This window comes from Pseudomonas sp. 2995-1 (genome assembly GCF_002742505.1).
GTDB lineage: Bacteria > Pseudomonadota > Gammaproteobacteria > Pseudomonadales > Pseudomonadaceae > Aquipseudomonas > Aquipseudomonas sivasensis.
In genome coordinates this window covers 472737-495971 of sequence record NZ_LJSA01000332.1, presented here as the reverse complement: position 1 = coordinate 495971, position 23235 = coordinate 472737, and the positions used below count along the sequence as shown (strand labels likewise).

The 23235-nt window shown below is 61.8% G+C and carries 18 protein-coding genes; 11 read left to right on the top strand and 7 right to left on the bottom strand.

What is annotated here, in order from left to right; all coding sequences use genetic code 11:
* The first annotated feature begins 2 nt into the window (after positions 1–2).
* From AOA61_RS11305 to tagQ, 9 genes are all read left to right on the top strand, one after another.
* The gene (locus AOA61_RS11305; protein WP_032884432.1) at positions 3–1292 is read left to right on the top strand and encodes a DotU family type VI secretion system protein; all 1290 of its coding nucleotides are present in this window, start codon (positions 3–5) and stop codon (positions 1290–1292) included.
* Positions 1289–4789 (top strand): type VI secretion system membrane subunit TssM, encoded by a 3501-nt coding sequence (gene tssM, locus AOA61_RS11300; protein ID WP_099601760.1) that lies wholly within the window; start codon positions 1289–1291, stop codon positions 4787–4789. Before AOA61_RS11305 ends, tssM begins: the two co-directional genes overlap by 4 nt.
* A complete protein-coding gene (gene tagF / locus AOA61_RS11295; protein WP_095185215.1) occupies positions 4786–5439 on the top strand; it encodes a type VI secretion system-associated protein TagF in 654 nt (217 codons plus the stop codon). Before tssM ends, tagF begins: the two co-directional genes overlap by 4 nt.
* Positions 5440–6159 carry a PP2C family serine/threonine-protein phosphatase gene (locus AOA61_RS11290; protein ID WP_032884427.1) on the top strand — a complete coding sequence of 240 codons (720 nt, stop codon included), beginning with the start codon at positions 5440–5442 and terminating at the stop codon, positions 6157–6159.
* Positions 6156–9140, top strand: coding sequence for a serine/threonine-protein kinase (locus tag AOA61_RS11285; RefSeq protein ID WP_099601759.1), 2985 nt, complete (start codon positions 6156–6158; stop codon positions 9138–9140). Before AOA61_RS11290 ends, AOA61_RS11285 begins: the two co-directional genes overlap by 4 nt.
* Complete coding sequence (locus AOA61_RS11280; RefSeq protein ID WP_032884425.1) at positions 9140–9844, top strand: ABC transporter ATP-binding protein; 705 nt, start codon at positions 9140–9142, stop codon at positions 9842–9844. Before AOA61_RS11285 ends, AOA61_RS11280 begins: the two co-directional genes overlap by 1 nt.
* Positions 9844–11028, top strand: a complete 1185-nt coding sequence (locus AOA61_RS11275; RefSeq protein WP_099601758.1) for an ABC transporter permease — start codon at positions 9844–9846, stop codon at positions 11026–11028. The genes AOA61_RS11280 and AOA61_RS11275 overlap by 1 nt, the downstream gene beginning before the upstream one ends.
* Positions 11021–12733, top strand: a complete 1713-nt coding sequence (locus AOA61_RS11270; RefSeq protein ID WP_032884423.1) for an SUMF1/EgtB/PvdO family nonheme iron enzyme — start codon at positions 11021–11023, stop codon at positions 12731–12733. The genes AOA61_RS11275 and AOA61_RS11270 overlap by 8 nt, the downstream gene beginning before the upstream one ends.
* Before the next feature lie 84 nt (positions 12734–12817).
* Positions 12818–13744 carry a type VI secretion system-associated lipoprotein TagQ gene (gene tagQ / locus AOA61_RS11265; protein ID WP_032884422.1) on the top strand — a complete coding sequence of 309 codons (927 nt, stop codon included), beginning with the start codon at positions 12818–12820 and terminating at the stop codon, positions 13742–13744.
* Positions 13745–13842: 98 nt separating this feature from the next.
* On the opposite strand, the gene AOA61_RS11260 is transcribed toward tagQ, so the two are convergent.
* Entirely contained in the window at positions 13843–14685 is an 843-nt protein-coding gene (locus AOA61_RS11260) for a hypothetical protein (protein ID WP_143521204.1), read from the bottom strand.
* 275 nt (positions 14686–14960) lie between these two features.
* Between AOA61_RS11260 and AOA61_RS11255 the strand changes: the two genes are divergently transcribed.
* On the top strand, positions 14961–15335 hold the full coding sequence (locus AOA61_RS11255; RefSeq protein WP_003195530.1) for a hypothetical protein: 375 nt from the start codon (positions 14961–14963) through the stop codon (positions 15333–15335).
* 76 nt (positions 15336–15411) lie between these two features.
* On the opposite strand, the gene AOA61_RS11250 is transcribed toward AOA61_RS11255, so the two are convergent.
* From AOA61_RS11250 to exbB, 6 genes are all read right to left on the bottom strand, one after another.
* Positions 15412–16812 (bottom strand): aminoacyl-tRNA deacylase and HDOD domain-containing protein, encoded by a 1401-nt coding sequence (locus AOA61_RS11250; protein WP_032884419.1) that lies wholly within the window; start codon positions 16810–16812, stop codon positions 15412–15414.
* A 77-nt stretch (positions 16813–16889) separates the two neighbouring features.
* Positions 16890–18965: an ATP-dependent DNA helicase RecG gene (recG, locus tag AOA61_RS11245; protein WP_032884418.1), complete on the bottom strand. Its 2076-nt coding sequence runs from the start codon at positions 18963–18965 to the stop codon at positions 16890–16892.
* Between the two features lie 8 nt (positions 18966–18973).
* Positions 18974–19894, bottom strand: a complete 921-nt coding sequence (locus AOA61_RS11240) for a hydrogen peroxide-inducible genes activator (protein ID WP_003213305.1) — start codon at positions 19892–19894, stop codon at positions 18974–18976.
* Between the two features lie 148 nt (positions 19895–20042).
* Positions 20043–20792 (bottom strand): energy transducer TonB, encoded by a 750-nt coding sequence (locus AOA61_RS11235; protein ID WP_032884417.1) that lies wholly within the window; start codon positions 20790–20792, stop codon positions 20043–20045.
* Positions 20789–21214, bottom strand: coding sequence for a TonB system transport protein ExbD (gene exbD, locus AOA61_RS11230; protein WP_032884416.1), 426 nt, complete (start codon positions 21212–21214; stop codon positions 20789–20791). The genes AOA61_RS11235 and exbD overlap by 4 nt, the downstream gene beginning before the upstream one ends.
* A 6-nt stretch (positions 21215–21220) precedes the next feature.
* Entirely contained in the window at positions 21221–22189 is a 969-nt protein-coding gene (gene exbB / locus AOA61_RS11225) for a tonB-system energizer ExbB (protein WP_032884415.1), read from the bottom strand.
* Positions 22190–22378: 189 nt separating this feature from the next.
* On the opposite strand from exbB, the gene AOA61_RS11220 reads away from it, so the two are divergent.
* Entirely contained in the window at positions 22379–23230 is an 852-nt protein-coding gene (locus AOA61_RS11220) for an SDR family oxidoreductase (protein ID WP_099601756.1), read from the top strand.
* Positions 23231–23235 lie beyond the last annotated feature (5 nt).

Genomic DNA, 23235 nt, shown 5'->3' with positions numbered 1-23235 from the left:
CGATGCATCCCAATGATGACGACCGCACCCAGTTCATGCCCCGCCCAGGTGGCCGCGCGCCTGAACCTGTGCGCGCAGAGCCGGCTCCGCTGTCGATGCCGGCAGCACCGATGCTCACCGGCAAAAGCCAGGGCCTCAACCCGCTGGAAAGCGCCGCCGGCCCGCTGCTGGCTTTGCTGACGCGCCTGCGCAACACCATCGCCCACCCCGCGCCAGCCAGCCTGCGTGCGCAGTTGCTGGCCTACCTGCGTCAGTTCGAAGAGCGCGCCGAAGCCGCCGGCGTGGCGCGCAACGAAGTGCTGCTGGCCCGTTATGCGCTGTGTACCGCCCTGGATGAAGCCGTATTGAGCACGCCGTGGGGCAGCACCAGCGATTGGGGTAAGCAAAGCCTGCTGATCACTGTGCACAACGAAGCCTGGGGCGGCGAAAAAGTCTTCCAGTTGCTCGACCACTGCCTGCAAAGCCCACGGGAACGTCTGTACCTGCTGGAGCTGTTGTACCTGTGCATGTGCCTGGGTTTCGAAGGCCGCTACCGCGTGATGAACGACGGTCGCAGCCAGTTGGAAGCCCTGCGCGAGCGCACCGCTGCGGCGATTCGCAGTGCTCGTGGCGAGCATGAGCGCGAGCTGTCGCCGCACTGGCGTGGTGTGACCGTGGCCCGTGATCGCCTGGCGCAATTCATGCCGCCGTGGATCGCCGTAGCCATTGGCGTGGCGCTGTTGTTGGCGTTGCTGTTCACCTTGCGCATGCTCCTGGCGTCGCAGGCGGAGCCGGTGTTCAAGAATATCCATGCCCTGGGCGAGATCCCGGTGCAGGCCATCGACCGTCCGGTGGCGCAGCCTAAAGTCATCGAGCGGCCGCGTTTGGCGGGGTTCCTGGCTGAAGACATCAAGGCCGGTCGCGTTGCCGTTGAAGATAAAGTCGACCGTTCCGTGGTCACCATTCGTGGCGATGAACTGTTCGCATCGGCCAGCTCCAGCATTGTCGATGACTACCAGCCGCTGATGCTGCGCATCGCCGATGCCATTCGCAAAGTGAAGGGCCAGGTGCGCGTGACCGGCCACAGCGACAATCGTCCGATTGCCACGCTGCGCTTCCCGTCCAACTGGGCGCTGTCCGAAGCACGGGCCAAGTCGGTGCTGGAAATCCTCGCGGCCAAGACTGGCCAAGCGGATCGCTTCAGTGCCGAGGGCAGAAGCGACACCGAGCCGTTGGCCACCAACAGCACAGCCGAAGGCCGCGCCCGCAATCGTCGGGTTGAAATCACCGTATTGGCGGAGGGCGTCGAGTGAAGGCGTTTTTCAGTTTTATGATTCGCTGGGTGATCCCGCTGCTGGGCCTGATCGCCTTGAGCCTGATCATCTGGTTTGTCGGGCCGTTGCTCGACGTGCTGATGCCGGAAGGGCGCCGTTGGGCGCTGATTATCCTGGTGTTCGCGGTGTGGATCGCCTACCGCGTGTTCCGCATCATCCAGGCGCGGCGCCAAGCGGCCGAAGTGATGCGCAGCCTGGCTGCCGAAACCCCGGCCGACCCCAACAGCGTGGCCACTGCCGAAGAGCTCACCACCCTGCGCCAGCGCATGGACGAAGCCCTGGCGCTGCTGAAAAAAGCCAAGCTAGGCGGTGACGAGCGCCGCAATCTCTATGAGCTGCCGTGGTACGTGATCATCGGCCCGCCGGGGTCGGGCAAGACCACCGCGCTGGTCAATTCCGGTTTGCACTTCCCGTTGGCTGCGCAGTTGGGCGCCGGTGCGGTGCGTGGCGTCGGCGGTACGCGCAACTGCGATTGGTGGTTCACCGATCAAGCAGTATTGCTCGACACCGCTGGCCGCTACACCACTCAGGACAGCAACTCCACGGTGGATAAAGCCGCGTGGCTGGGCTTCCTTGACCTGCTGAAAAAGCAGCGTTCACGCCGCCCTATCGACGGCGCATTTATCGCCATCAGCCTCTCGGATTTGCTGCTCGGCACTGATGCCGAGCGCGCTGCCCATGCTGCCGCGATTCGCCTGCGCATCCAGGAGCTGTACACCCAATTGGGCGTGCGTTTCCCGATCTACCTGATGCTGACCAAGCTCGACCTGGTGCCGGGTTTCATGGAGTACTTCGACAACCTGAGCAAGGAAGAGCGCGCCCAGGTGTGGGGCATGACCTTTGCCCTGGACGACGGTAAAAACAGCGACAGCCCTCTGGCCCATCTGCAAAGCGAATTCGCGGGTCTGGAGCAACGCCTCAATGAGCGTTTGGTTGAGCGTCTGCAACAGGAGCGCGACCCGGCGCGGCGCGACCTGATCTACGGCTTCCCGCAGCAGTTCGGCGCGTTGAAGGATTGCCTGCAAAGCTTCCTCGAAGGCGTGTTCAAACCCAACGCCTTTGAAGAGCGCGTGTTGCTGCGCGGTGTGTATTTCACCAGCGGTACCCAAGAAGGCAGCCCGATTGACCGCCTGATCGGCGCCATGGCCCAGAGCATGAACCTGGACCGCCAGCACCTGGCACGGCAGAGCGGCACCGGGCGCAGTTACTTCATCGAAAAACTCTTCACCGCGGTGGCGTTTGCCGAGCGTGGCTTGGTGGGGGTGAACCCGAAGGTCGAGCGGCGGCGCAAGTGGATTGCGCGCGGCGTGCTGGCGGCCACCGTGGCGTTGGTGGTGGTGGTCAGCGGCCTGTGGTGGGTGAGTTATCGCGCCAACCAGGCGTATATCGCCCAGGTCGACCAAAAGGTCGCGCCGTTGGGCCAGACCGTGCAGAACCTAAGCCCGGCGCAGCGTGAAGTCCTCGCCGTACTGCCGTTGCTCAACGCGGTGAAGAACCTCGCGGGCGACTCGCCGAGCTGGTCCGAAGGTCTTGGCTTGTATCAGGGCGACATGCTCGAAGCCGAATCCGCCAGCGTGTACCGCAAGTTGTTGATCGCGGTCTTCGCGCCACGCTTGGTGACGCGCATCGAGGAGCAGCTGCACGGCGGTGGCAATTCCGATTTCCTCTACGAAGGCCTCAAGGCCTACCTGATGCTCGCCGACAGCGAGCATTACGACCCGGACTTCATCAAGGCCTGGATCGCCCTCGATTGGGACCGCAACCTGCCGCGCGACCTGCCGGCCGATCAGCGCCAGGCGCTGACCGGGCACTTGCAGGCGCTGTTTGATCGTCACCCTCCGAGCGCACGCCTCGATCCGCGCTTGATTGATGACCTGCGTCGCCAGTTGCAACAGCTGCCGGTGGCCCAGCGCGTCTACGACCGGGTCAAACGCCAGAAACTGCCTGAAGGCATCCCGGACTTCCGTATCAACGAAGCCGCCGGCCGAGATGCCGCGCTGGTGTTCAGCCGTAAAAGCGGCAAGCCGTTGGGCGAGCCGTTGAGTGGTTTTTTCACCGCCAAGGGCTATCGCCAGGCATTCCTGCTGAGCAGCCTGAACCAGACCGGCACCTTGGCTGAAGAGCAGTGGGTGTTGGGCCGCGAGCAGGCCGATCAGCAGAACGTGGTCAGCCTCGCCGCCGATGTGCGTCGCCTGTACTTCCAGGACTACCAGCGCCAGTGGGATGCCTTGCTCGCCGACATCGACTTTGTGCCGATCACCAGCGTGGCCCAGGCGGCCGATGTCCTGCGGGTAATTTCCGGGCCGACTTCACCGCTGAAAAAGCTGCTGGTGGCGGTGGCCAAGGAAACCGATCTGCAAACTGAAGAGCGCCAATTGGCCGCCAAAGGCGTGCCGGTGGAAGGCGGCGTCGACAAGCTCAAGGAGCGCCTCGGCAGCCTGCTCGGCCAGGAGCAACCGACGGCCAATGCGCCGGCGGCAGCGGATGATCCGGTCACCGCGCACTTTGCCGAACTCAACAGCATCGTCAGTAAAAATGAAGGCGAGCCAGCCGCTATTGATGGCTTGTTGTCGGACATGAACGCGCTGTATGTGCAGGTCAGCGCCATGGTCGGTGCCAGTGGCGACGCGTTGCTCGGTGAGGCGAAGAACCAGGCGGCGGCTGCTGCCACGCGGGTCAGTCTGAACGCCGAACGCCAGCCGCCGCTGGTGCAGGGCATGGTCAAGTCGGTGGTCAACTCCACCACCAACAGCATGATGGGCGGGGTGCGTAACCAACTAAACGCGGCATGGGTCAGCGAAGTGGTCAACGTGTATCGCCAGTCCCTGGCGGGGCGTTATCCGATGTCGCCGGGCAGTGCGCGGGACGCCACGCTGGATGACTTCGGGCAGTTCTTTGGTGTGGGCGGGGTGATGGATAACTACTTCCGCAAATACCTGCAGCCGTATGTGGACACGTCTGCGCAGACTTGGCGCTGGCAGCCGGGCGCGGCGCAGAAGCTGGGGATCTCGCCGGGTGTGCTGCAAACCTTCCAGCGCGCCGCGACAATCCGCGATGCGTTTTTCCGCTCCGGGGGCACGCAGCCCATCGTCCGTTTCGAACTCAAACCGGTGTCGATGGACCCGACCATCACCCAGTTCCTGCTCGATCTCGACGGCCAGCAACTGAGCTACGACCACGGTCCAAGCCGCCCGGTGGCGATGCAATGGCCGAACCCCGGCAGCATTGGCGTGGTGCGCATTTCCATCATGCCGCCATCGGCCAGCGGCCGTTCGGGCGTGACACTTGACGGCCCTTGGGCGTGGTTCCGCCTGTTGGAGCAATCTGACCTCACCGCTGGCAACTCGCCGGACCGCTTCAACCTGCGGCTGCGGGTCGACGGCGCGAGCATCGCCTACGAGTTGCGCGCCAACAGTGCTTTCAACCCGTTCAAGAGCCGCGTGCTCAGTGGCTTCAGCCTGCCGGAGCGGCTATGACGACACTGGGTTTCTACGGCAAGTTGGCCAGTCGCGGGGATTTTGTCAGCCGCGCATTGCCCCAGAGTTTTGTCGGTCCGTGGGACAGTTGGCTGGCCGCGGGTTTGCTGGCCAGCCAGAACAGCCTGGGCGGTGATTGGCTCAACGTTTACCTAGTCAGTCCGCTTTGGCGTTTTGTACTGGCGCCGGGCGTGTGCGGGCCGGATGCGGCGGCGGGTGTGGTGATGCCGAGTATCGATCGGGTCGGGCGCTATTTTCCGTTGGCGGTGGTGGCCTTGCTTGATCACGACACCAATCCCGCCTCATTGGTAGGCGGGCCGGACACGTGGTTCGAGCATGCCGAAGAGCTGTTGCTCAGCACGTTGGACACCGGCGCGACCTTTGAAAGCTTCAACGATGGCCTCGATACCCTCGGCTTTCCAGCCAGTGAGCCGCGCGCGGTCGATAGCCGTTTCGCGGGCCTGCAAAGGGTGTCCGCCACCGTGCCCCATGGGCGCATGACCGCGCTCGCCGAACAGGCCTGCGAAGGCGCAAGCCTGTGGTGGGGCCGAGGGTCGGAACGTATTTCCCCTGGTTTATTACGGTGTCAGGGCTTACCTGCCGCCGGTGATTTTGCGCAGTTTTTGCTCGGACAAGAAGGTGTGGTGTAGATGGGGGCGACGTACAAATCCGCGAGCAAAAGCCATGTGGGCATGGTGCGCCAAGTTAACGAAGACGCGTGCCTGGACCTGCCGGAAAACCGCCTGTGGGTGGTGGCCGATGGCATGGGCGGGCATGCGGCAGGGGATTATGTCAGCAGCCTGATCGTCGACAGCCTGCGCAGTGTGCCGTTGGGCCGCTCCCTGGACGAATACTCCGCGGCCCTGCGCAATGACCTGATCCGCATCAACGCCGCCGTGCGCGAAGAAACCGCCAATCGTGGCGTGACCATGATGGGCAGCACCGTGGTCGTACTCGCCACGCGTGGCTTGCGCGGTGTATGCCTGTGGGCTGGTGACAGTCGCCTGTACCGCCTGCGCGATGGCGTGCTCGAAGGTATTTCCCGCGACCACAGCTACGTGCAAGACCTGCAAGACAGCGGCCTGCTCAGCGAAGCCGACGCCCGCGTGCATCCTCGCGCCAATATCGTCACTCGCGCCATTGGCGTGGAAGCCCAGCTTGAAGTGGCGGTAGTCGACCTGTTGATCGCCCCCGGCGACAGCTACCTGCTGTGCAGCGATGGCTTGAACAAGACCGTCGAAGACCATGAAATTCGCGAAGTGCTCAGCCACGACGCGCCGGATGAAATCGTGCGCAGCCTGGTGCACCTGGGGCTCAATCGCGGCGCGCCGGACAACATCACCGCCATCGTTGTGAAGGTATCGGCATGAACATTGTGATTCCTGGCTACGACATCGAAGGCGAGATCGGCGAAGGCGCCATGGCCAGCGTGTACCTGGCGACCCAGCGCTCGCTGGAGCGCAAGGTGGCATTGAAGGTGATGGCGGCGGCATTGGCCGCCGACCCGAGCTTCTGCGAGCGCTTCCTGCGCGAGGGCAAGACCCTGGCGCGCCTGTCGCACCCGCATACGGTGACCATCCATGACATCGGTAATGTCGGTGAGCTGTATTACATGGCCATGGAGTTCCTGCCCAACGGTACGCTCAAGGAGCGTATCGCCGCGGGTATGACGCCGGAGCAGGGCGTGACATTGATCCGCCAGATCGCCTCGGCGCTGGGGTATGCCCACGCTCAAGGATTGGTACACCGGGACGTCAAGCCGGCGAACATCCTGTTCCGCGCTGACGGTACGGCGGTGCTTTCGGACTTTGGCATCGCCAAGTCCCTGGACGACCGCACCCAGTTCACTCAGGCCGGTTTCGCCGTTGGTACGCCGAGCTACATGAGCCCGGAACAGGCGCGGGGCCAGGAGATCGACGGGCGCGCCGACCTGTATGCGTTGGGCGTGGTGCTCTATGAAATTCTCGTCGGCAAGCTGCCGTATAGCGGCACCGACGCGCTCTCCACCGCGCTGGCGCACCTGACCGAACCGTTGCCGGAATTGCCGGTGCACCACGGTCGTTATCAGGGCGTGTTGCGTAAGTTGTTGGCCAAGGATCCGGCCGAGCGGTTCCCGGATGCAGCGGCATTGCTGCTGGCGCTGGACCAACTGCCGGCGGATTCGCCGGAAGCCACGCTGGTGCGACCACTGCCGATCCCGGTGAGTTTTGACCTGGCGGGTATCACGCCGGAGTCCATCGAAATCCCGACAGCCAAACCCGAGCCAGTGCGCCAACCGGTGGTGCCGCCGACGCAGCACAGTGAGCAGCGTCGCGGGCCTGTGTTGGCGCTGGCAGCGGTGGCTGTGGCGGTTGCCCTGGCGATTGGCGGCGCTTCCTATTGGTGGCTGAGTGGCGATGATGAACCGGCCAAACCACCGGCCGCCGTAGTCCCCGCAGCAACACCCCCAGCAACACCCCCAGCAACACCTGCAGCGGCAGTGGTTGAGGCGGATGGCGGTCAACGTCCGCTGTTGATGGCGGGCAAGAAAACCCTGTTCCAGCGCGTCCTCAGCAAGCCGGGCGCGAAGCTTTCGGATGAGGCAGGCAGCGCGGCTGGCAAGGCGCTGCCGGCGTTCTCGGTGCTTTACGTGTACCAACGCAAAGACATTGAGGGTCAACCGTGGGTACGCGTCGGCACCGCCACCGATGGGCGCAGCGACGGTTGGTTGCCGGCCTCGCAAGTCAGCGACTGGAAACAAAGCCTGGTGCTCAAGTTCACCGAGCGCTCGGGCCGTGCGCCGGTGATGTTCCTGCGGCAATCGGGGGAAGTGGAAAAGCTGCTCGCCGACCCGGCCGCCGCCAAGAGCGCGCTGGCCAAAGCGCAGAAAAACAGCGAAGACAACGGGCAAATCCTTGCCCTGGAACCGACGGCCAGCGCCGTGCCGCAGAACCAGTTTTATCTGTTGCCGATCTTTGACTCCAAAGAGAGCTTCGACGAAAACGGTCAGCCGGTGCAGTTGCTCAATGTCGCTTCCATCGACCCCGGCAGCAGCGCCGTGGCCAAGCCCGCCACGCCGGTGATCAACGCCAATGCCGATGCCTTCCGCACTGCGGTGGTGCTGGTAGTGGATACCACCGTGTCGATGCAGCCGTATATCGACCAGATCCGTGACGTGGTTCATGAGCTGCAAACCCGCATCGCCGAACGCGGCGAACTCGATAGCGTCAGCTTCGGCATGGTCGGTTTTCGCAGCAGCATCAAGAAAACCCCTGGCCTGGAATACGTGGCCAAAACCCTGATCAGCCTCGACCAGGGGCGTGATCCACAACGCTTCCTCGACATGGCGCGGCAAGTCAAAGCGTCCAGCGTTTCCAGCCATTCGTTCAACGAAGACGCGTTTGCCGGGGTGATGCAGGCTGTGGACGGCATGGACTGGTCTGGTTATGGCGGGCGCATCATTCTGCTGGTCACCGATGCTGGCGCGCTGCGCAAGAACGACCCGTTCGCCGCCACCCAGATGAACGAAGCCGAAGTGCGCCAGGCCGCGCTGGGCAAGCAGATCAAGATTTACGCTCTGCACCTGCGCACCGACGCCGGCAAGAAAACCCACGCTGGCGCCGAGAGCCAGTACCGCATCCTCACCGCCGACGCCAACCCGCAGATCGGCGACTTGTACACACCGGTGCCCGGTGGTGATGTGCGCAAGTTGGGTGAGCGTGTCGATGAGATCGGCAGCGTATTCGCCAACCTGGTGCATCAAGTGCGCAGCAACACGCCGCAACCGGTCCCGCTGCTCAGTTCGGCACCGACCTTGGCGGATAAATCTGCCGCCGTTGGTTACGCCATGCACATGGACTTCCTCGGCCGCAAAACCGCGAGCCAGGCGCCGCAGCTGGTTAGCGCCTGGACTGCCGATCGCGACCTGACCAACCCGGCGCTGCCGGCGTTCCAGGTGTGCGTGATGCTGACCAAGTTGCAGCTCAACGATTTGCAGCAGTCGCTGAAACTGATCGTCGACGCGGCGCGCAAGACCCAGACGTCACCCAAGGATTTCTTCCAGGAAATCGCCAGCGCCTCTGCCTACATGAGCCGCGACCCGCAAGCCCTGCGCAAGGGCGGCAACTTGGCCGATGGCGGCATTCTCGGCGAATACCTGGAAGGCCTGCCGTACCGCAGCAAGTCGCTGAACATGACCCAGGACTTGTGGTTGTCGTTGAGCGTGGCCGAGCAGGAAGACTTTATCGACGAGCTGGATTCGAAAATCCGCCTCTACGAAACCTTCCATAACGACGTGGCCAATTGGGTCCGTTTCGGCGATGCCGAGCCGGGCGATGCGTTGTACCGCGTGCCGTTGTCGACGCTGCCGTAATGCTGACCCTGAGCGCGGTGCACAAGAGCCGGGGCGTCGGTAGCCAGCGCTATAGCCTGGTGATCCCGGCGCTGGCGCTGCGCGCGGGTGAGCAAGTGGCGATCGTTGGGCCCAGCGGTTGCGGCAAGAGCACCTTGCTGGATTTGCTGGCGTTGGTCCTGGCGCCGGATCAGGTGGGGCACTTCGAATTTAATGCGATCGACATTGGCAGTCTGTGGCGTGCGGATCAGCAATCGCGGCTGGCGCAGTTGCGCAGCCAGCACTTGGGCTACGTGCTGCAAACCGGTGGCCTGCTTGGCTTTCTCGATGTGCGCGGCAACATCGCCCTGTCCCGGCAACTGCTGGGCTTGAAAGACGATGGCAGTGTGGCGCGCCTGGCCGAGCAGTTGGAAATCAGTGACCAGTTGGCGAAGAAACCCTCGGCGCTGTCGGTGGGCCAGCGCCAGCGCGTGAGCTGCGCCCGAGCCCTGGCCCATGCACCGCAACTGGTGCTGGCGGATGAGCCGACCGCGTCCCTTGACCCGTTGAATGCCGAGCGGGTGATGCACGCCCTGTTGGCCCAGGCCCATGAGCACCGCGCCGCCTGTGTGATCGCCACCCATGACGAACCTCTGGCCCGTGCCAGTGGCTTGCAGATTAGGCGTATCAGTTGCCGCCGCGATGCTGACGGTGGCGTCACCGCCACCCTTGGGGAGGCGTGCTGATGCGCATCCCCTTGATCGCTTCCCTGGCCTGGCAGGATTACCGCAACGACGCGTGGCTGTCGGCCTGTTCGGTGCTGGCATTGGTGGCGGTGATCGCGCCGTTGCTGGTGTTATTCGGCCTGAAATTTGGACTGGTTAGCAGTTTGACCGAACGTTTACAGACCGACCCCGCCACCCGTGAAATTATTCCGTTGGGCGGTGGTCGATTCAGCAGCGCATTGATTGAGCAGCTTGCCCAGCGCCCCGATGTGGCGTTTGCCATACCGCGTACGCGGCAGATTGCGGCGACGGCGCAGGTGGGCGCGCTGACGTTGGAGATGCTGCCGACAGCGCCGGGTGATCCGTTGTTGGGTGCGCTGGTGCTACCGCATGGCCTGAACCAGATCGTGCTGAGCCACACCGCTGCCGAGAAGCTTGCAGCGCGGCCTGGGGATCTATTGGAAACCCGCTTTGCCCGCCAGGTAGCAGGACGTGTCGAGGAGCAGCGCACAAAGGTACAGGTGGTTGCGGTACTGCCGCTGGAAGCCTTCGCGCGGGACGCTTTGTTCGCCGATCTGGCCCTGCTGGAAGCGGCGGAAGATTACCGCGATGGTCGCGCCGTACCGGCGTTGGGATGGACGGGCGAAGAGGTGGCGGTGGGTGAGCAGCGGGTGTACCCGGCGTTTCGCCTGTACGCGCGCAATCTCACTGATGTAGAAACCCTGCGGGTGTATTTCGCTGGGCAGAACGTGTTGGTATCGACCCAGGCGAACACCATCGCCCAGGTGCAGTCGTTGAGCCGCAACCTGTCGATCGTATTCTGGGTTATCGCCGGGCTGGCGTTGGCGGGGGCGTTTGCGGCGATCTTCGCTGGGGCCTTGGCCGCCGTGGCGCGCAAGCGACGGGAATTGTCAGTGCTGCGCCTGTTGGGGTTTTCCACCGGCGGGTTGTTGTTGTTTGTAGTGGTGCAGGCGCTGTATAGCGCAGGGTTTGCGGCCTTGCTCAGCGCCGGGCTGTATGGCTTGGCCGAAGCAGCGTTGAACAAATTATTTGCGCAAGTGCCGGGCGAGTACGCCAGTCATCTGCTGGCGCGTCATTACGGCCTGGCCCTGGTTGCAGTCCTCGGCGTCAGCGCCGTGGCGGCGGCGTGTGGTGGCTGGCGAGTGGCGCGTATCCAGGCTTCTGAAGGAATCAGAGATGTATAAGTTACTGGGCGCCGTCGTGGCGCTGAGCCTGGCCTCGATGGCCTGGGCCGATGAAGCAAGCGATAAACTGGACAACCCCAAACCGTTGCCAGATGACGTGAGCCTGCCGCTGCCATGCGAGGGCAACATGGTGTTCCGCTACGCCTACGTGCTGGCCCAAGGCACGCTGGATGACCGCGAAATCAGCCTCGGCTACCCCTTCGCCGAAGGCGAGGCCGGTTACCAGCAGTCGTTTATTTCCGGCTATCGCCGCGACTTTATCAACGGCCAGTTCACCCTCAAGGATTTGCCGAAAGACTGGAACAAAGTCATCGCGCCGTTGATGCCGAAGACAGACGCCAAGACCCCACTCAAGCCGATGCTGTACTTCATCGGCAAGTACGAAGTGACCGCTCGCCAATACGCCCAAGTGATGGCCCAGGCGCAGTCCCTGGCCAGTGGCGAGCCGGCGCCGGCCTGCGATGCGCCGACCGGTATGGCCGGGCGTTTGCCCAAGGTGAAACTGTCGCGGTTTGAGGCCGAGCGGTTCTCTGCGGTGTACAGCGCCTGGCTGATGAAGTACCACCGCGATTTGCTACCGGTGAGCGGGCGCGGTTCGTCGGCGGAAGACGGCGGCCTTGGCTTTGTGCGCTTGCCCACTGAAGTGGAGTGGGAGTTTGCCGCACGCGGTGGCCAGGCGGTGAGCCGTCAGGATCTGGAGGGGCGTCTGTTTCCTCGTCGCACTGAAGGCAGCGAAAGCGATGGCCCTTTGGGTGATTACGCCGTGTTCAACCAAGTCGCCGGCGGTACTGGCCAGGCGGCGCGCCTGATGCCCATTGGCACCAAATTACCCAACCCAATTGGCATGTTCGACGTGATCGGCAACGCGGCAGAAATGGTCCAGGAGTCTTTCCAATTGGTCCATGCCGGTCGACGCCAGGGCACTTACGGCGGCTTTGTGGTCAAGGGCGGCAACTACCTGGAAGGCGAGGGCACGCTGTTCACTGGCATGCGCCGCGAATACCCGCTTTTCGCCGCCGACGGCACCGAGCAAAGCAATGAAACCACCGGTTTCCGCGTGGCGATTGGTGCGTTGTCGGCCCCGCGTTCACGTTACAAGGAGTTGTTTGCGCAGTGGCAAAAGGAAGGGCGCCTGGCCGCGCTGACCGACGCCATCGATGACGCCCAAGACCCGACCAAACGCCTGGACAGCATCATCGCCGCCAGCGTCGACCCCAAGCTGCAAGCCGAATTGGGGCTGGTTAACGAAGAGCTCAAGCGCAACGTCTCGCTGATCGCCCAGCAACGCGAAGAAGCGGCGGGCAACCTGATTCAGTCGGCCGCATTGGTGGCTGAGACCATCAGCAACTACAACATCCGCCTGGCCAACCTGCAGAAGAGTCGCCAACAGTCTCTGGACAATAAGGATGAGGCCAGCGCGAAGCTGTTTGATATGGCCATTGCCAACGGCCGCAGTGCCCTCGACGGCGCGGTCGCGATTTACATCGACAACTTGGCGACGGGCACGCGCTACACCGATGCGGTGATCCAGGCGCAGTTTCAAAGGATCAAGGAAGAGTTGGATCGCAAGCCAGTGCTCGGCAAGAGCCTGGTGACGCGCGCGACACTGTTCGTCCGCCATGTCGGCAACTACCGCAAACAACAGCGGGCTGACCCGGCGACGATCTTGAAGGAATTGCTCGCAGCGAGCGGTCAGCGGTCTTGATCGTTGGCTGTATAGCGAGCTTGGAAGGGACTCAGGCGGCAGTTGCCGCGCTGGGCAAGTCAAACTTAGAAGAGAACACAACCTATGCTTTTTTCCCGTAAGGCGGTTTCCAAGCGTCACCTGTTGCTGATTGCCGCTGGCTTCAGCACCGTGCTGACAGGCTGCGCCACATCGCCGGCCTCCAAGGTGGCGTCCAGCACCAAGGTCGAGTACTACCCCAACTGCTACGAGCCGGTGCAGCATTTGCGCGCCACCGACTCGAACATGACCAAGTCGGTTGTCACCGGCGCGGCCATCGGCGCGGCCGGCGGTGCACTGCTGGGCGCCCTGACCGGCGACTCCGAAAAGCGCGGCCGTAATGCTGCCATTGGCGCAGCGGGCGGCGCCCTTGCCGGCGGCGCGGCGGGTTACTACACCGAGCGTCAGAAGCAGATCGCCGACGACAACCAGCGCATTGCTTCGTATGCGGCTGACGTAAACAAAAGCGCCTCCGACATCGACCGCAGCACCGCGTATGCCAAAGCGTCGCAACAGTGCTATCAGAGCGCGTTCACCAAGCTGGTGGCTGACCGTAAGGCTAAGACCGTCAACGACACCGAAGGCCGCAAGCGCCTGGCGGAAATCGTCTCGGGCTTGAAGGAATCCAATGACCTGATCGTTGCAGTCAACGGCAAGGCCAGCGAAGACCTGAACAACTACACCCAGGCTTACGAGAAAGACCTGCAGCAGGTTGGCGTACAGCGTGCCGACGTGGTCACCGTGGCCCAGGCCGATTCAAAACCCGTTGTGACACCGGGTAAGAAGAAAGGTACAGGCACTAAACCGCCGAAGAAGCCGCCTCTTCCAACTGTCCCAACAGAAGCAGTGAGCACCGAAAAAACCTTCCAGACTGCCCAGACCAAGCAAGATGAGAGCAAGAAGGTCGCCAGCGCCGGTAAAGCGCAGATCGAAGGCACTTGCCGCGATCCAAACCTGGCCGACTGGGCGCCGGTGCCTTGCCCTAACGTTTAAGTCACAGCCTTAGGTTACGCTGAGCATTGAAAACGGCCGCCTCACTTAACAGTGGTGGCGGCCGGTATTCAGGCTGACTTATTGATGTTGAATTCTGTTTAAACGTCTAAGCCAGTGACTTTGAAAGCCTTACTGGAAAACGTTATCTTTGTTGGGATGGGGTTAGTTCCCGTGGCTTGGAAACTCATATCGCCGGTGAGTGTTTGGGTGCGCTCGTTGTAGTTGAATGTGATTTCACCTGACTCTGCATGATATACATCACCATAAAGTAAGGTTGATAGCGCGGACTTCCCACTTTCGTCCTTATTGATGGGTAGCGTTTGCGTGGTGCCGTCGCCAAGTTTTGCTTTAGGAATATGAACAAACAGACGCTGGTTACCTACCGCTGCATCAAGCGTAAGGAAGCCAGGGTGGTCGGGTGCCTCGACGAACTTCATGGAAAAAATAGTTGGCGTAAAACGGTAGTTGCCAGGTTCAATAGTTCCCTTCAGCTCGCCGGTGGCTGTTATTTTAGCCGACTGATTGAACAGTATTATGCCTTGATTCAATTTAGCCCTGTCTTTAATGTCGGCATTCACATTTACCGCTTTGCAGTTAAAGATAGCGTCTATATTTTCAATAGTGGCTTTTTGGTTAAGTGTTAATAAGCCGCTTTCATTAGTGAAGTTGTCAGTTATGTTTGATCTTGGTGCTACATAAGTCATTACTATATCTTTTTGTTCGGCGTTCAAGTCGTAATTTCCTGCAGTCAGACCTTCAGTGATAATCATGCTAAAAGCATGAAGTCCACCTGCCGGACCGCCGCCTAATACAAAACGGGAACCACTTATTGTTAGCTTTCCATCTTTTATACTTATAGTGGGCGGCATCGAGAGTGTGTGATCTATTGGGCCCAGTATAAGGTGAAAATTTATTTCATTCGGCGGGATGTTTGAGTTCATGATGCGTGTCCTTTATTAATGTGGCTGACAGTATGGAAAATCAGCTTGGTTATAAAAAAGTCACGCGTCGACTGTTGGAATTAACAGTTTTTTATATAATTTTCGAATACTCGTTATTCTGTTATCGAACGTAAGCTATGCGTCAGCTCTACAATGACTAAGCAGTCATTAAATTGCGCACTTGTGGGATTGCCCGCGCCCTCTATGACGAGGTGGCGTTCTTTGAACGAATCGCTAAACTGCGCCAGTCCTTATTATTCCGAGGCTGTGCATTTATGAAATTTCGTCTTCTCCTCTGGGTGCTGGGCCTGATGATGGGCAAAGCCAGCCGGACCAATCCCGCCTTCCAGCAACAGTTGGGTGATAAAGACCTGGCGTTCCAGTTGCAGACTCTCGACGGCAAGGTTGCCCGTCACTTCATCGTCAAAGACCAACGTATTACCAGCCGCTCAGGTGTTCATCCTGCGCCGGCGTTCGCCATTGCGTTTAAAGATGCCGCGTACGGCTTCGCCACGATGCAGGCGAAGAACAAGCAACTGGCGTTCATGACGGGGATTCAGGACAAGTCGATCCAGATCAAGGGCAACCCGGCGCTGGTGATCTGGTTCCAGGGGTTGACCAAGTATTTGAAGCCGAAGAAAAAGAAGTAGGCGTTCAGGGAAACCAAGTTGGATTCATCGGGGGCAAGTCGCACCGCCCCCGATAGCTATCTGAGAGGCGACAGATTCAGTTTTGAGTGAACTGGGACGCCAACTCACGCAACAGCACTTCTGCATCCAGCACCTTGCTCACCACTTCTTCAGCCTTGTCACGGCTCAACCCCAGGCGCTCCAGCAACGCATCCGGGATCGCCTCATCCGGCCCAGAACCAATCCCTCGGCTGCGTAACAGGCGCACAGCCAGGCATACCAGATTCGGGTATTCGGCATATTGGCCGTCGTAGGTTGGGTCGTGCTGAAAGCGCAGGGCGGTGGACAGTTCGTCCGGCATGTCCCAGTAGCGCATCAACCAGGCACCGATCTGCTCGCGACTGATGCCCAGCAAATGTTGCTCCACGTAGCTGTGGCACAGATGCGGGTTGACCTCCAGGTGGCGGCAGATCAGCGAGAAGTGCGGCGGGAACACGTGGGCCAACAGCAGGTAACCGAAGTTATGCAGCAGGCCGGCCAGGTAGGTCAGGCCTGCTTCCGGGCGCTGTGCGCGGGGCATGGCGCGGGTCAGGCCTTCGATCACGGCGGCGGTGTAGATCGACTGGTGCCAGTACGGCGTGGCCTGGTGAGGGTGGTCTTTGGGCAGGCTCAAGGTCTTGCCGAGGGCCAAGCCCAGTGCCAGGTTGATCACCAGATCGAAACCCAGTACGCGCACGATGGCGTCTTCTACTGAACGGATCTTGCCGGGCGACGCGTAGTACGGTGACGCGGCCCAACTGACCACTTGGGCCGCCAAGGCCGGGTCGGTCTCGACCACGCCGGTGATGTCGTCGATGGTGGCGTTAGGGTCGACGCGCAGCTTGATGATCTTCTGCGCGGTGTCAGCCAGTGGTGGAATCTCGATGGTCGCTTCCAGTCGCTGCTGGATACGGCGAGCGGTGAACGCCTGCATCGCCTGGGTGATTTCCTCACGGTCATCATTGGGGCGGTCGAGGTTCGGTCGGATATTACTCAGCGGCTCGCCGAAGTTTGCGGCGCTGGCTTTGGTGAGCATGGTCTTGAACGCATCGCTGGCGATCTCCAGCAGCAGCCCTGGCTCGCCCGAATGCACCAGCAGGCTCGGCTCGTCGAGCAGGCTGCCTTCGTACAGGCACGGCGAGCTGGTGAGTGCCGGCAGGCCTGGCAGCAGGCTCAGCTCATGCTTGTCCAGCATACGCTTGACGCGATCCGGCGACACCGCGATGAGGCGGCGACCGGTGAGTTCGGCGAGACGGTTGAGGTCGAGCAACTGGTTTTGGGGGAACAGCACCATCAGTGCACCCACCGCATCTTCCAGCAGCACAGCCTGCACCTTTTGCGCAGGATTCAGGCCAGGGTGTTCAGCAACTTCCGTGTAGGGGATGGCGAGCTTTGCGAGCAGAGCCCGGATGACCGGTGGGGCGGTCAGCGGGGCTGTGGCGAGGGCAACTTCTGACATGGCCTGATCCAATTTCTTACAGTCATCGGAGTATAACCAGCTTGATACATTTGTAGGTCGCTTAAGTGAGTCAGGCGTCACACTTGGCCGTATTGCTGCCCATGGCGTAGCCAGCGATCCAACAGCGGGCTGACGTGATCCGGCCAGCGCTCCATCAGGGCCTGTGCCGCATCGCGCACGGCGGGCAGCAGGTCGGCGTCGCGCATGAGGTCGGCGACTTTGAATTGCAGCAGGCCGGTCTGGCGGGTGCCGAGCATTTCGCCGGGACCGCGCAGTTCGAGGTCTTTTTCGGCAATGACGAACCCGTCGTTGGTCTCGCGCATGATGCCCAGACGCTGGCGACCGATCTGCGACAGCGGCGGGTGATACAGCAGCACGCAGTGGCTGGCCGCGCTGCCCCGGCCGACGCGGCCGCGCAGTTGGTGCAGTTGCGCCAGGCCCAGGCGCTCGGGGTTTTCGATGATCATCAGGCTGGCGTTGGGCACGTCCACACCGACTTCGATCACCGTGGTGGCCACCAGCAGTTGAAGGTTGCCGGCCTTGAAATCGGCCATCACGGCGGCTTTTTCGGCGGGCTTCATGCGCCCGTGGATCAGCCCGACCTTGAGTTCGCCGAGGGCACTGGTGAGGTCTTCATAGGTGGTCTCGGCGGCCTGGCAGGTCAGTTCTTCAGACTCTTCGATCAGCGTGCACACCCAGTAAGCCTGGCGCCCTTCGGCACAGGCGCCGCGTACCCGTTCGATCACTTCGACACGCCGGGTATCGGTGACCAGCACGGTGTTGACCGGGGTGCGGCCGGGCGGCAGTTCGTCGAGGATCGAGGTGTCGAGGTCGGCGTAGGCACTCATGGCCAGCGTGCGCGGGATCGGCGTGGCGGTCATGATCAACTGGTGCGGGTTCATGCGACCGCCCACGCCTTTCTGGCGCAGTGCCAGGCGCTGCTGCACGCCGAAGCGGTGTTGTTCGTCGATGATCACCAGGGCCAGGTTCTTGAACTTCACCTCCTCCTGGAACAGCGCATGGGTGCCCACCACCATCGGGGCGCCGCCGGCGATCTGCTCCAGTGCCGCTGCGCGGTTCTTGCCCTTGAGCTTGCCCGCCAGCCACGCGACTTCCAGGCCCAAGGGTTCGAGCCAGCGCTTGAAGGTGATGAAGTGCTGCTCGGCGAGAATCTCGGTGGGTGCCATCAGCGCCACTTGGTAACCGGCTTCCAGCGCCTGCAAGGCGGCGAGGGCGGCGACCACTGTCTTGCCTGCACCCACGTCACCCTGAATCAACCGGAGCATGGGCTCTTTTTGGCTGAGGTCGTAGGCGATTTCATTGCCTACACGTTGCTGGGCACCGGTCGGCGCGAAGCCAAGATTGGCCAGGTATTGCGCAGGCAGGCGCGTGGCCTTGGGCATCGCTGGGGCGCGCAGGGAACGCATGCTTTCGCGCAGGCGCTGCTGGGACAGTTGATGAGTGAGCAGTTCTTCGAAGGCCAGGCGGTGCTGGGCCCAGTGGTGACCCAGGGCCAACTCGTCGACGTCGGCGTCGGCCGGCGGGTGATGCAGGTAGCGAATTGCGTCGTCCAGTGGCGCCAGTTGGTAGTCGCGAGCCAGCTCCAGTGGGAGCCAGTCGGGCAGGCTTTTCGGGCCGAGCATGGTCAGGGTCTGCGTGCACAGTTGGCGCAGGCGTTGCTGGGTCAGGCCTTCGGTGAGCGGGTAGATCGGCGTGAGGGTGGTGTCCACCGGAGGCGGTTCGTCGCCGGTGATCGCGCGGTATTCCGGATGGTAAATCTCCAGGCCCGAGGCACCGGGTCGCGCCTCGCCATAGCAGCGCACGCGTGTGCCGCGTTTGAGGCCTTCCTTCTGCGCGTTGCTGAAATGGTAGAAGCGCAGGCTCAGACCGCCGGTGCCGTCCTGCAGGCGCACGACCAGGCTGCGGCGCTTGCCCATGACCACGTCGGCCCCGCTGACGGTGCCTTCCACGACGGCGTCTTGCCCTGGGCGCAACTGGCCGATGGGCACCACGCGGGTGCGGTCCTGATACCGCAAGGGCAGGTGGAACAATACGTCCTGGAGATTTTCCAGCCCGACCTTGGCCAGCTTCTCGGCCATGGCTTCACCGACACCCTTGAGTGCCGTCACCGACACCTGCGACAGCTCAGTCATACGGCTACTTAGCTCGCAGCAGGCGGCTTGGCCACCGAACAGAGGCGGATCGAGTCGGCGAGGATCTCAATGGCTTTAGGCCGTGGGAAGCTGGCACGCCAGGCGATTGCCACGGTGCGGAAGGGCACCGGAGGTGTGAGCGGGCGTACTGCAATAACGCCGGGGGCGTAGTGATGGCTATCCACCGCTGACAGCGGCAGGATCGAAATGCCCAGGCCGGAAGCGACCATATGGCGAATGGTTTCCAGGGAGCTGGATTCCACGGTGGTGTGCTTGGCGCCGTCGTTGCCTTTGGTCAGCGTCGGGCAGGCTTCCAGCACTTGGTCGCGGAAGCAGTGGCCCTCGCCAAGCAGCAGCAGGCTCTTGTCATTGAGCAGGCCGGCGTCGATGGTGTCTTTCTGCGTCCACGGGTGGGAGGCGGGCATCAGCACGTAGAACGGCTCGTCGTAGAGCGGCAGCGTGAGCACGTCGGCCTCATTGAACGGCAGGGCGATGATGATCGCGTCCAGCTCGCCGTTGCGCAGTTTGTCGCGCAGCACGTGGGTGAAGTTTTCTTCGATATACAGCGGCATCTGCGGTGCGACGCGGTGCAGTTGCGGGATCAGGTGCGGGAACAGGTACGGGCCGACGGTGTAGATGGCGCCGACTTTCAGCGGAGCGGTCAGCTGGTTCTTACCGGCCTGGGCCAGCTCGCGAATGCTTTGCGCTTGTTCCAGGACTTTCTGGGCCTGGGCAACAATGCCTTCACCCACAGGGGTAAGGCGCACGGCGCTTTTGCTGCGCTCGAAAATCAGCACACCGAGTTCGTCTTCAAGCTTTTTCACGCCCACCGACAACGTCGGCTGGCTGACGTGGCAACGCTCGGCCGCATGGCCGAAGTGCTGCTCTTGGGCGAGGGTAACGATGTAGCGTAATTCTGTAAGAGTCATAGCAGGCGTCCATGAAGTTGCGGGCCAAGCATACCGGCTGCAATCGATAGACGCACGTTATCAGAAGTTTGTTGGGGATTGAGCGGGGGATGCGGAGGATTTTGCTGTTTGCTGAGAATGGCAAGGGTTGCCCCTTGCCACAGTCATATCAGCGGCGACGCTTTTCGATGTTGTACACGAATGGTGCAACGATCTCGACACTGCCGCTTTTCACCATGTCGGCCGGTGGCTTGGGCAGCGGTTGGGCACGACGGATCATGTCCAGGGTTGCACGGTCCAGGTCAGCGTTGCCGGAACGGCCCACCAACTCGTAGGACAGCACGTTGCCTTCGGCATCGACCACGAAGCGCAAGCGGTTCAGGCCTTCCTTGCCACGGGCCTGGGCACCTGGCGGGTACTTTTTGTACTTCTGCAAATGCGCCAGCAGGGTGCCTTCCCAAGAGGCCTTGGCTGCAAGCTGCTGCGGCGACGGGCCTGGAGCCGGCTGCGCCGATTTTTCGGCCGGCGCTTTGGTCGGCGGAGCATCGCTCGGCGGATCCTCGGAAGGTTTCTCCTTGGGTGGCTCGATCTTTTTCTCTACCGGCTTGGGCGGCTGAGGTTTGGGCTTGGGCTTGACCGGCTTGGGCACCTGGATCGTCGGCTTGGGTGCCTCGGCCAGTTTCGGCAAAGGCAACTCTTCCACCGGTGCGGGCGGTTGCGGTGGCGTGACCACTTTCGGTGGAGCCGGTGGCGGCGGTGCTGGCATCGGCGCCAGGTCAATGACCATGGCGGCCGGCGGCAGCTGCACAGTGCGCGGCGCCGACCAATGGAGCGCGATAGCAATCGCGACGGCGTGCACGCCCAGCACGACGGCAAGGCTGGTGCCATAACGCGTCAGTTTGTGGCGCGTCGTGATCATTTCTTGGCTGCCGTCTCAAGTCCGACCAAGCCTACCTTGAGGTAGCCGGCTGCCCGCAGGGCATCCATCACGCTCATCAGGTCGCCGTAGTCCACGCCCTTGTCGGCCTGGAAGAAGATCGTCGTGTCTTTCTTGCCTTGGGTCTTGGCGTCGAGGACCTGGCCCAAGGTTTCAGCTTTGACTTCTTCTTCGCCCAGGAACAGGCGTTGGTCCGCCTTGACGCTGAGAAACACCGGTTTCTCGGGCCGCGGCGCAGGCTTGGCGCTGGACGCGGGCAGGTCGACCTTGATATCCACGGTGGCCAAGGGAGCGGCCACCATGAAGATGATCAGCAGTACCAGCATTACGTCGATAAACGGCGTGACGTTGATTTCGTGGTTCTCGACGAGTTCATCGTCGCCTTGATTCAAATGCAGGCCCATGGCCGATTACCCCACTTTCACCATGTGCGGTTGCGAGCTGCGCTCGGTAGGCAGGTGATCGAGGTCGCGGCTGACCAGCAGCAGGACTTCTGCCGACGCGTCGGATACCTGGGCTTTATAGCCGGCAATCGAACGGGCGAAGACGTTGTAGATCACCACCGCAGGAATTGCAGCAACCAGGCCCAGGGCGGTTGCCAGCAGGGCTTCGGCGATGCCGGGGGCAACGACGGCGAGGTTGGTGGTCTGGGTTTTGGCGATGCCGATAAAGCTGTTCATGATGCCCCACACGGTACCGAACAGACCGACGAACGGCGCGGTGGAACCGATGGTGGCGAGTACGCCGGTGCCGCTGCTCATGTTACGGCCGCAGGCTGCTACCAGTCGCTCCAGGCGGAACGCCACGCGCTCCTTGATGCCTTCCTTTTCACGGGTGTTGGCCGACAGGCGCATTTCTTCCAGTGCGTCATGCACTAAGGTATTGGCCAGGGTGCCCTTTTTGGTCGCGCTCTCGCTGGCTTCCTTGAGGGTAGTGGCCTTTTTCAGGTGGACGATTTCAGTACGCAGACGGCGCTTGGCACCCAGCAACTCGAAGCCTTTGGCGATCCAGATGGTCCACGTGATGATCGAAGCGATGGCCAGACCGATCATCACGGCCTTCACCACGACGTCTGCGTTCTGGTACATGCCCCACGGCGACAGGTCATGGGCCATGCCCAGGGTGTTGTCTTCTTCCAGCACGACGCCAGTTTCGTCAGTGGCGGCTGGCGCAGCAGCCTGGGCTGGATCGGTGGCGGCTGGAGCGGCCGGGGCAGCAGCGTTTTGCTCGACGGCCGCCGGCGTGGCTGGGGCGTTGGCATCAGCGAATGCGGCGGTCGGCGCCAGCAGCACGCTGAACAGCATCGCAGCAATCGCGCGCCAGGCGCGGGACGGGCTGTGAAGCTTGGTTGGCGAAGCGGGGGTGGTATTACGTGTCATGCTGGCCGGACCTGAGAAGAAAAAATGAGTGATCGTCCTACCAGACCCTAGGCGGCCGAGGACAAATGGGCGGTCATTATTGCAAGTAATTCTTGTTAACAAAAGTAATACAGTAACTTTATTTGTGCTTTTTCTGGCCGCTGGTCAGCCGAGAAGGCTAACCTAGACCTTTGAGAATGGAGTTTTGTGATGTCTGCACCTTCTGTTGTGATTGCCGGATGCGGCGATGTGGGTGGTCGCCTGGCTAGCCAATTGCTGGCCTCAGAATGGGAGGTTTATGGCCTGCGACGCGACATTTCGCGTTTGCCCAACGGCGTGATCGGCATTGCCGGCGACCTCTTCAACAAGGATTGCCCCGACACCTGGCCTATTGGCGGGGGGGGTTACCTGGTGTATTGCGCTGCCGCGACGGATCACGATGAGGCCGGTTATCGCGCGGCCTACGTGCAAGGATTGCAGCATGTGTTGGAGTGGCTAAAAGATTACGGTCAGGAACCCAAGCATTTGTTGTTTGTATCCAGCAGTAGCGTATATGGGCAACTGAATGGCGAGTGGGTCGACGAAACCTCTGAAACCAAGGCGAAGGGCTATTCCGGGCAGGTCATGCTGGAGGCCGAACAGGTCGCACTCAATAGCGGCATTCCTGCGAGCATTGTGCGTCTGACCGGCATTTACGGTCCGGGCCGCGAGTGGCTTCTGACCCAGGTACGCCAGGGTTATCGCGTGGCGATCGATCCACCTTTATATGGCAACCGCATTCACGCGGACGACGCGGCGGGTTTGCTGGCCTTCTTGTTGCGCCATGTGGAGCAGGGCGGTTCGCTGGATAAAATCTATATCGGCGTCGACGATGCGCCGGCTCCCTTGGCCGAGGTGGTGGCCTGGTTGCGTGACTACCTGGGCGTAACGGAGTGGTCCGATGACGCCAGCGTGCGGCGTGCTGGTAGCAAGCAATGCAGCAATGCTCGCATCAAAGCGCTGGGTTGGGTGCCGACGTATCCGAGCTATCGAGAAGGGTATGCGGCCATTCTAAAAGGCTGAAGCCC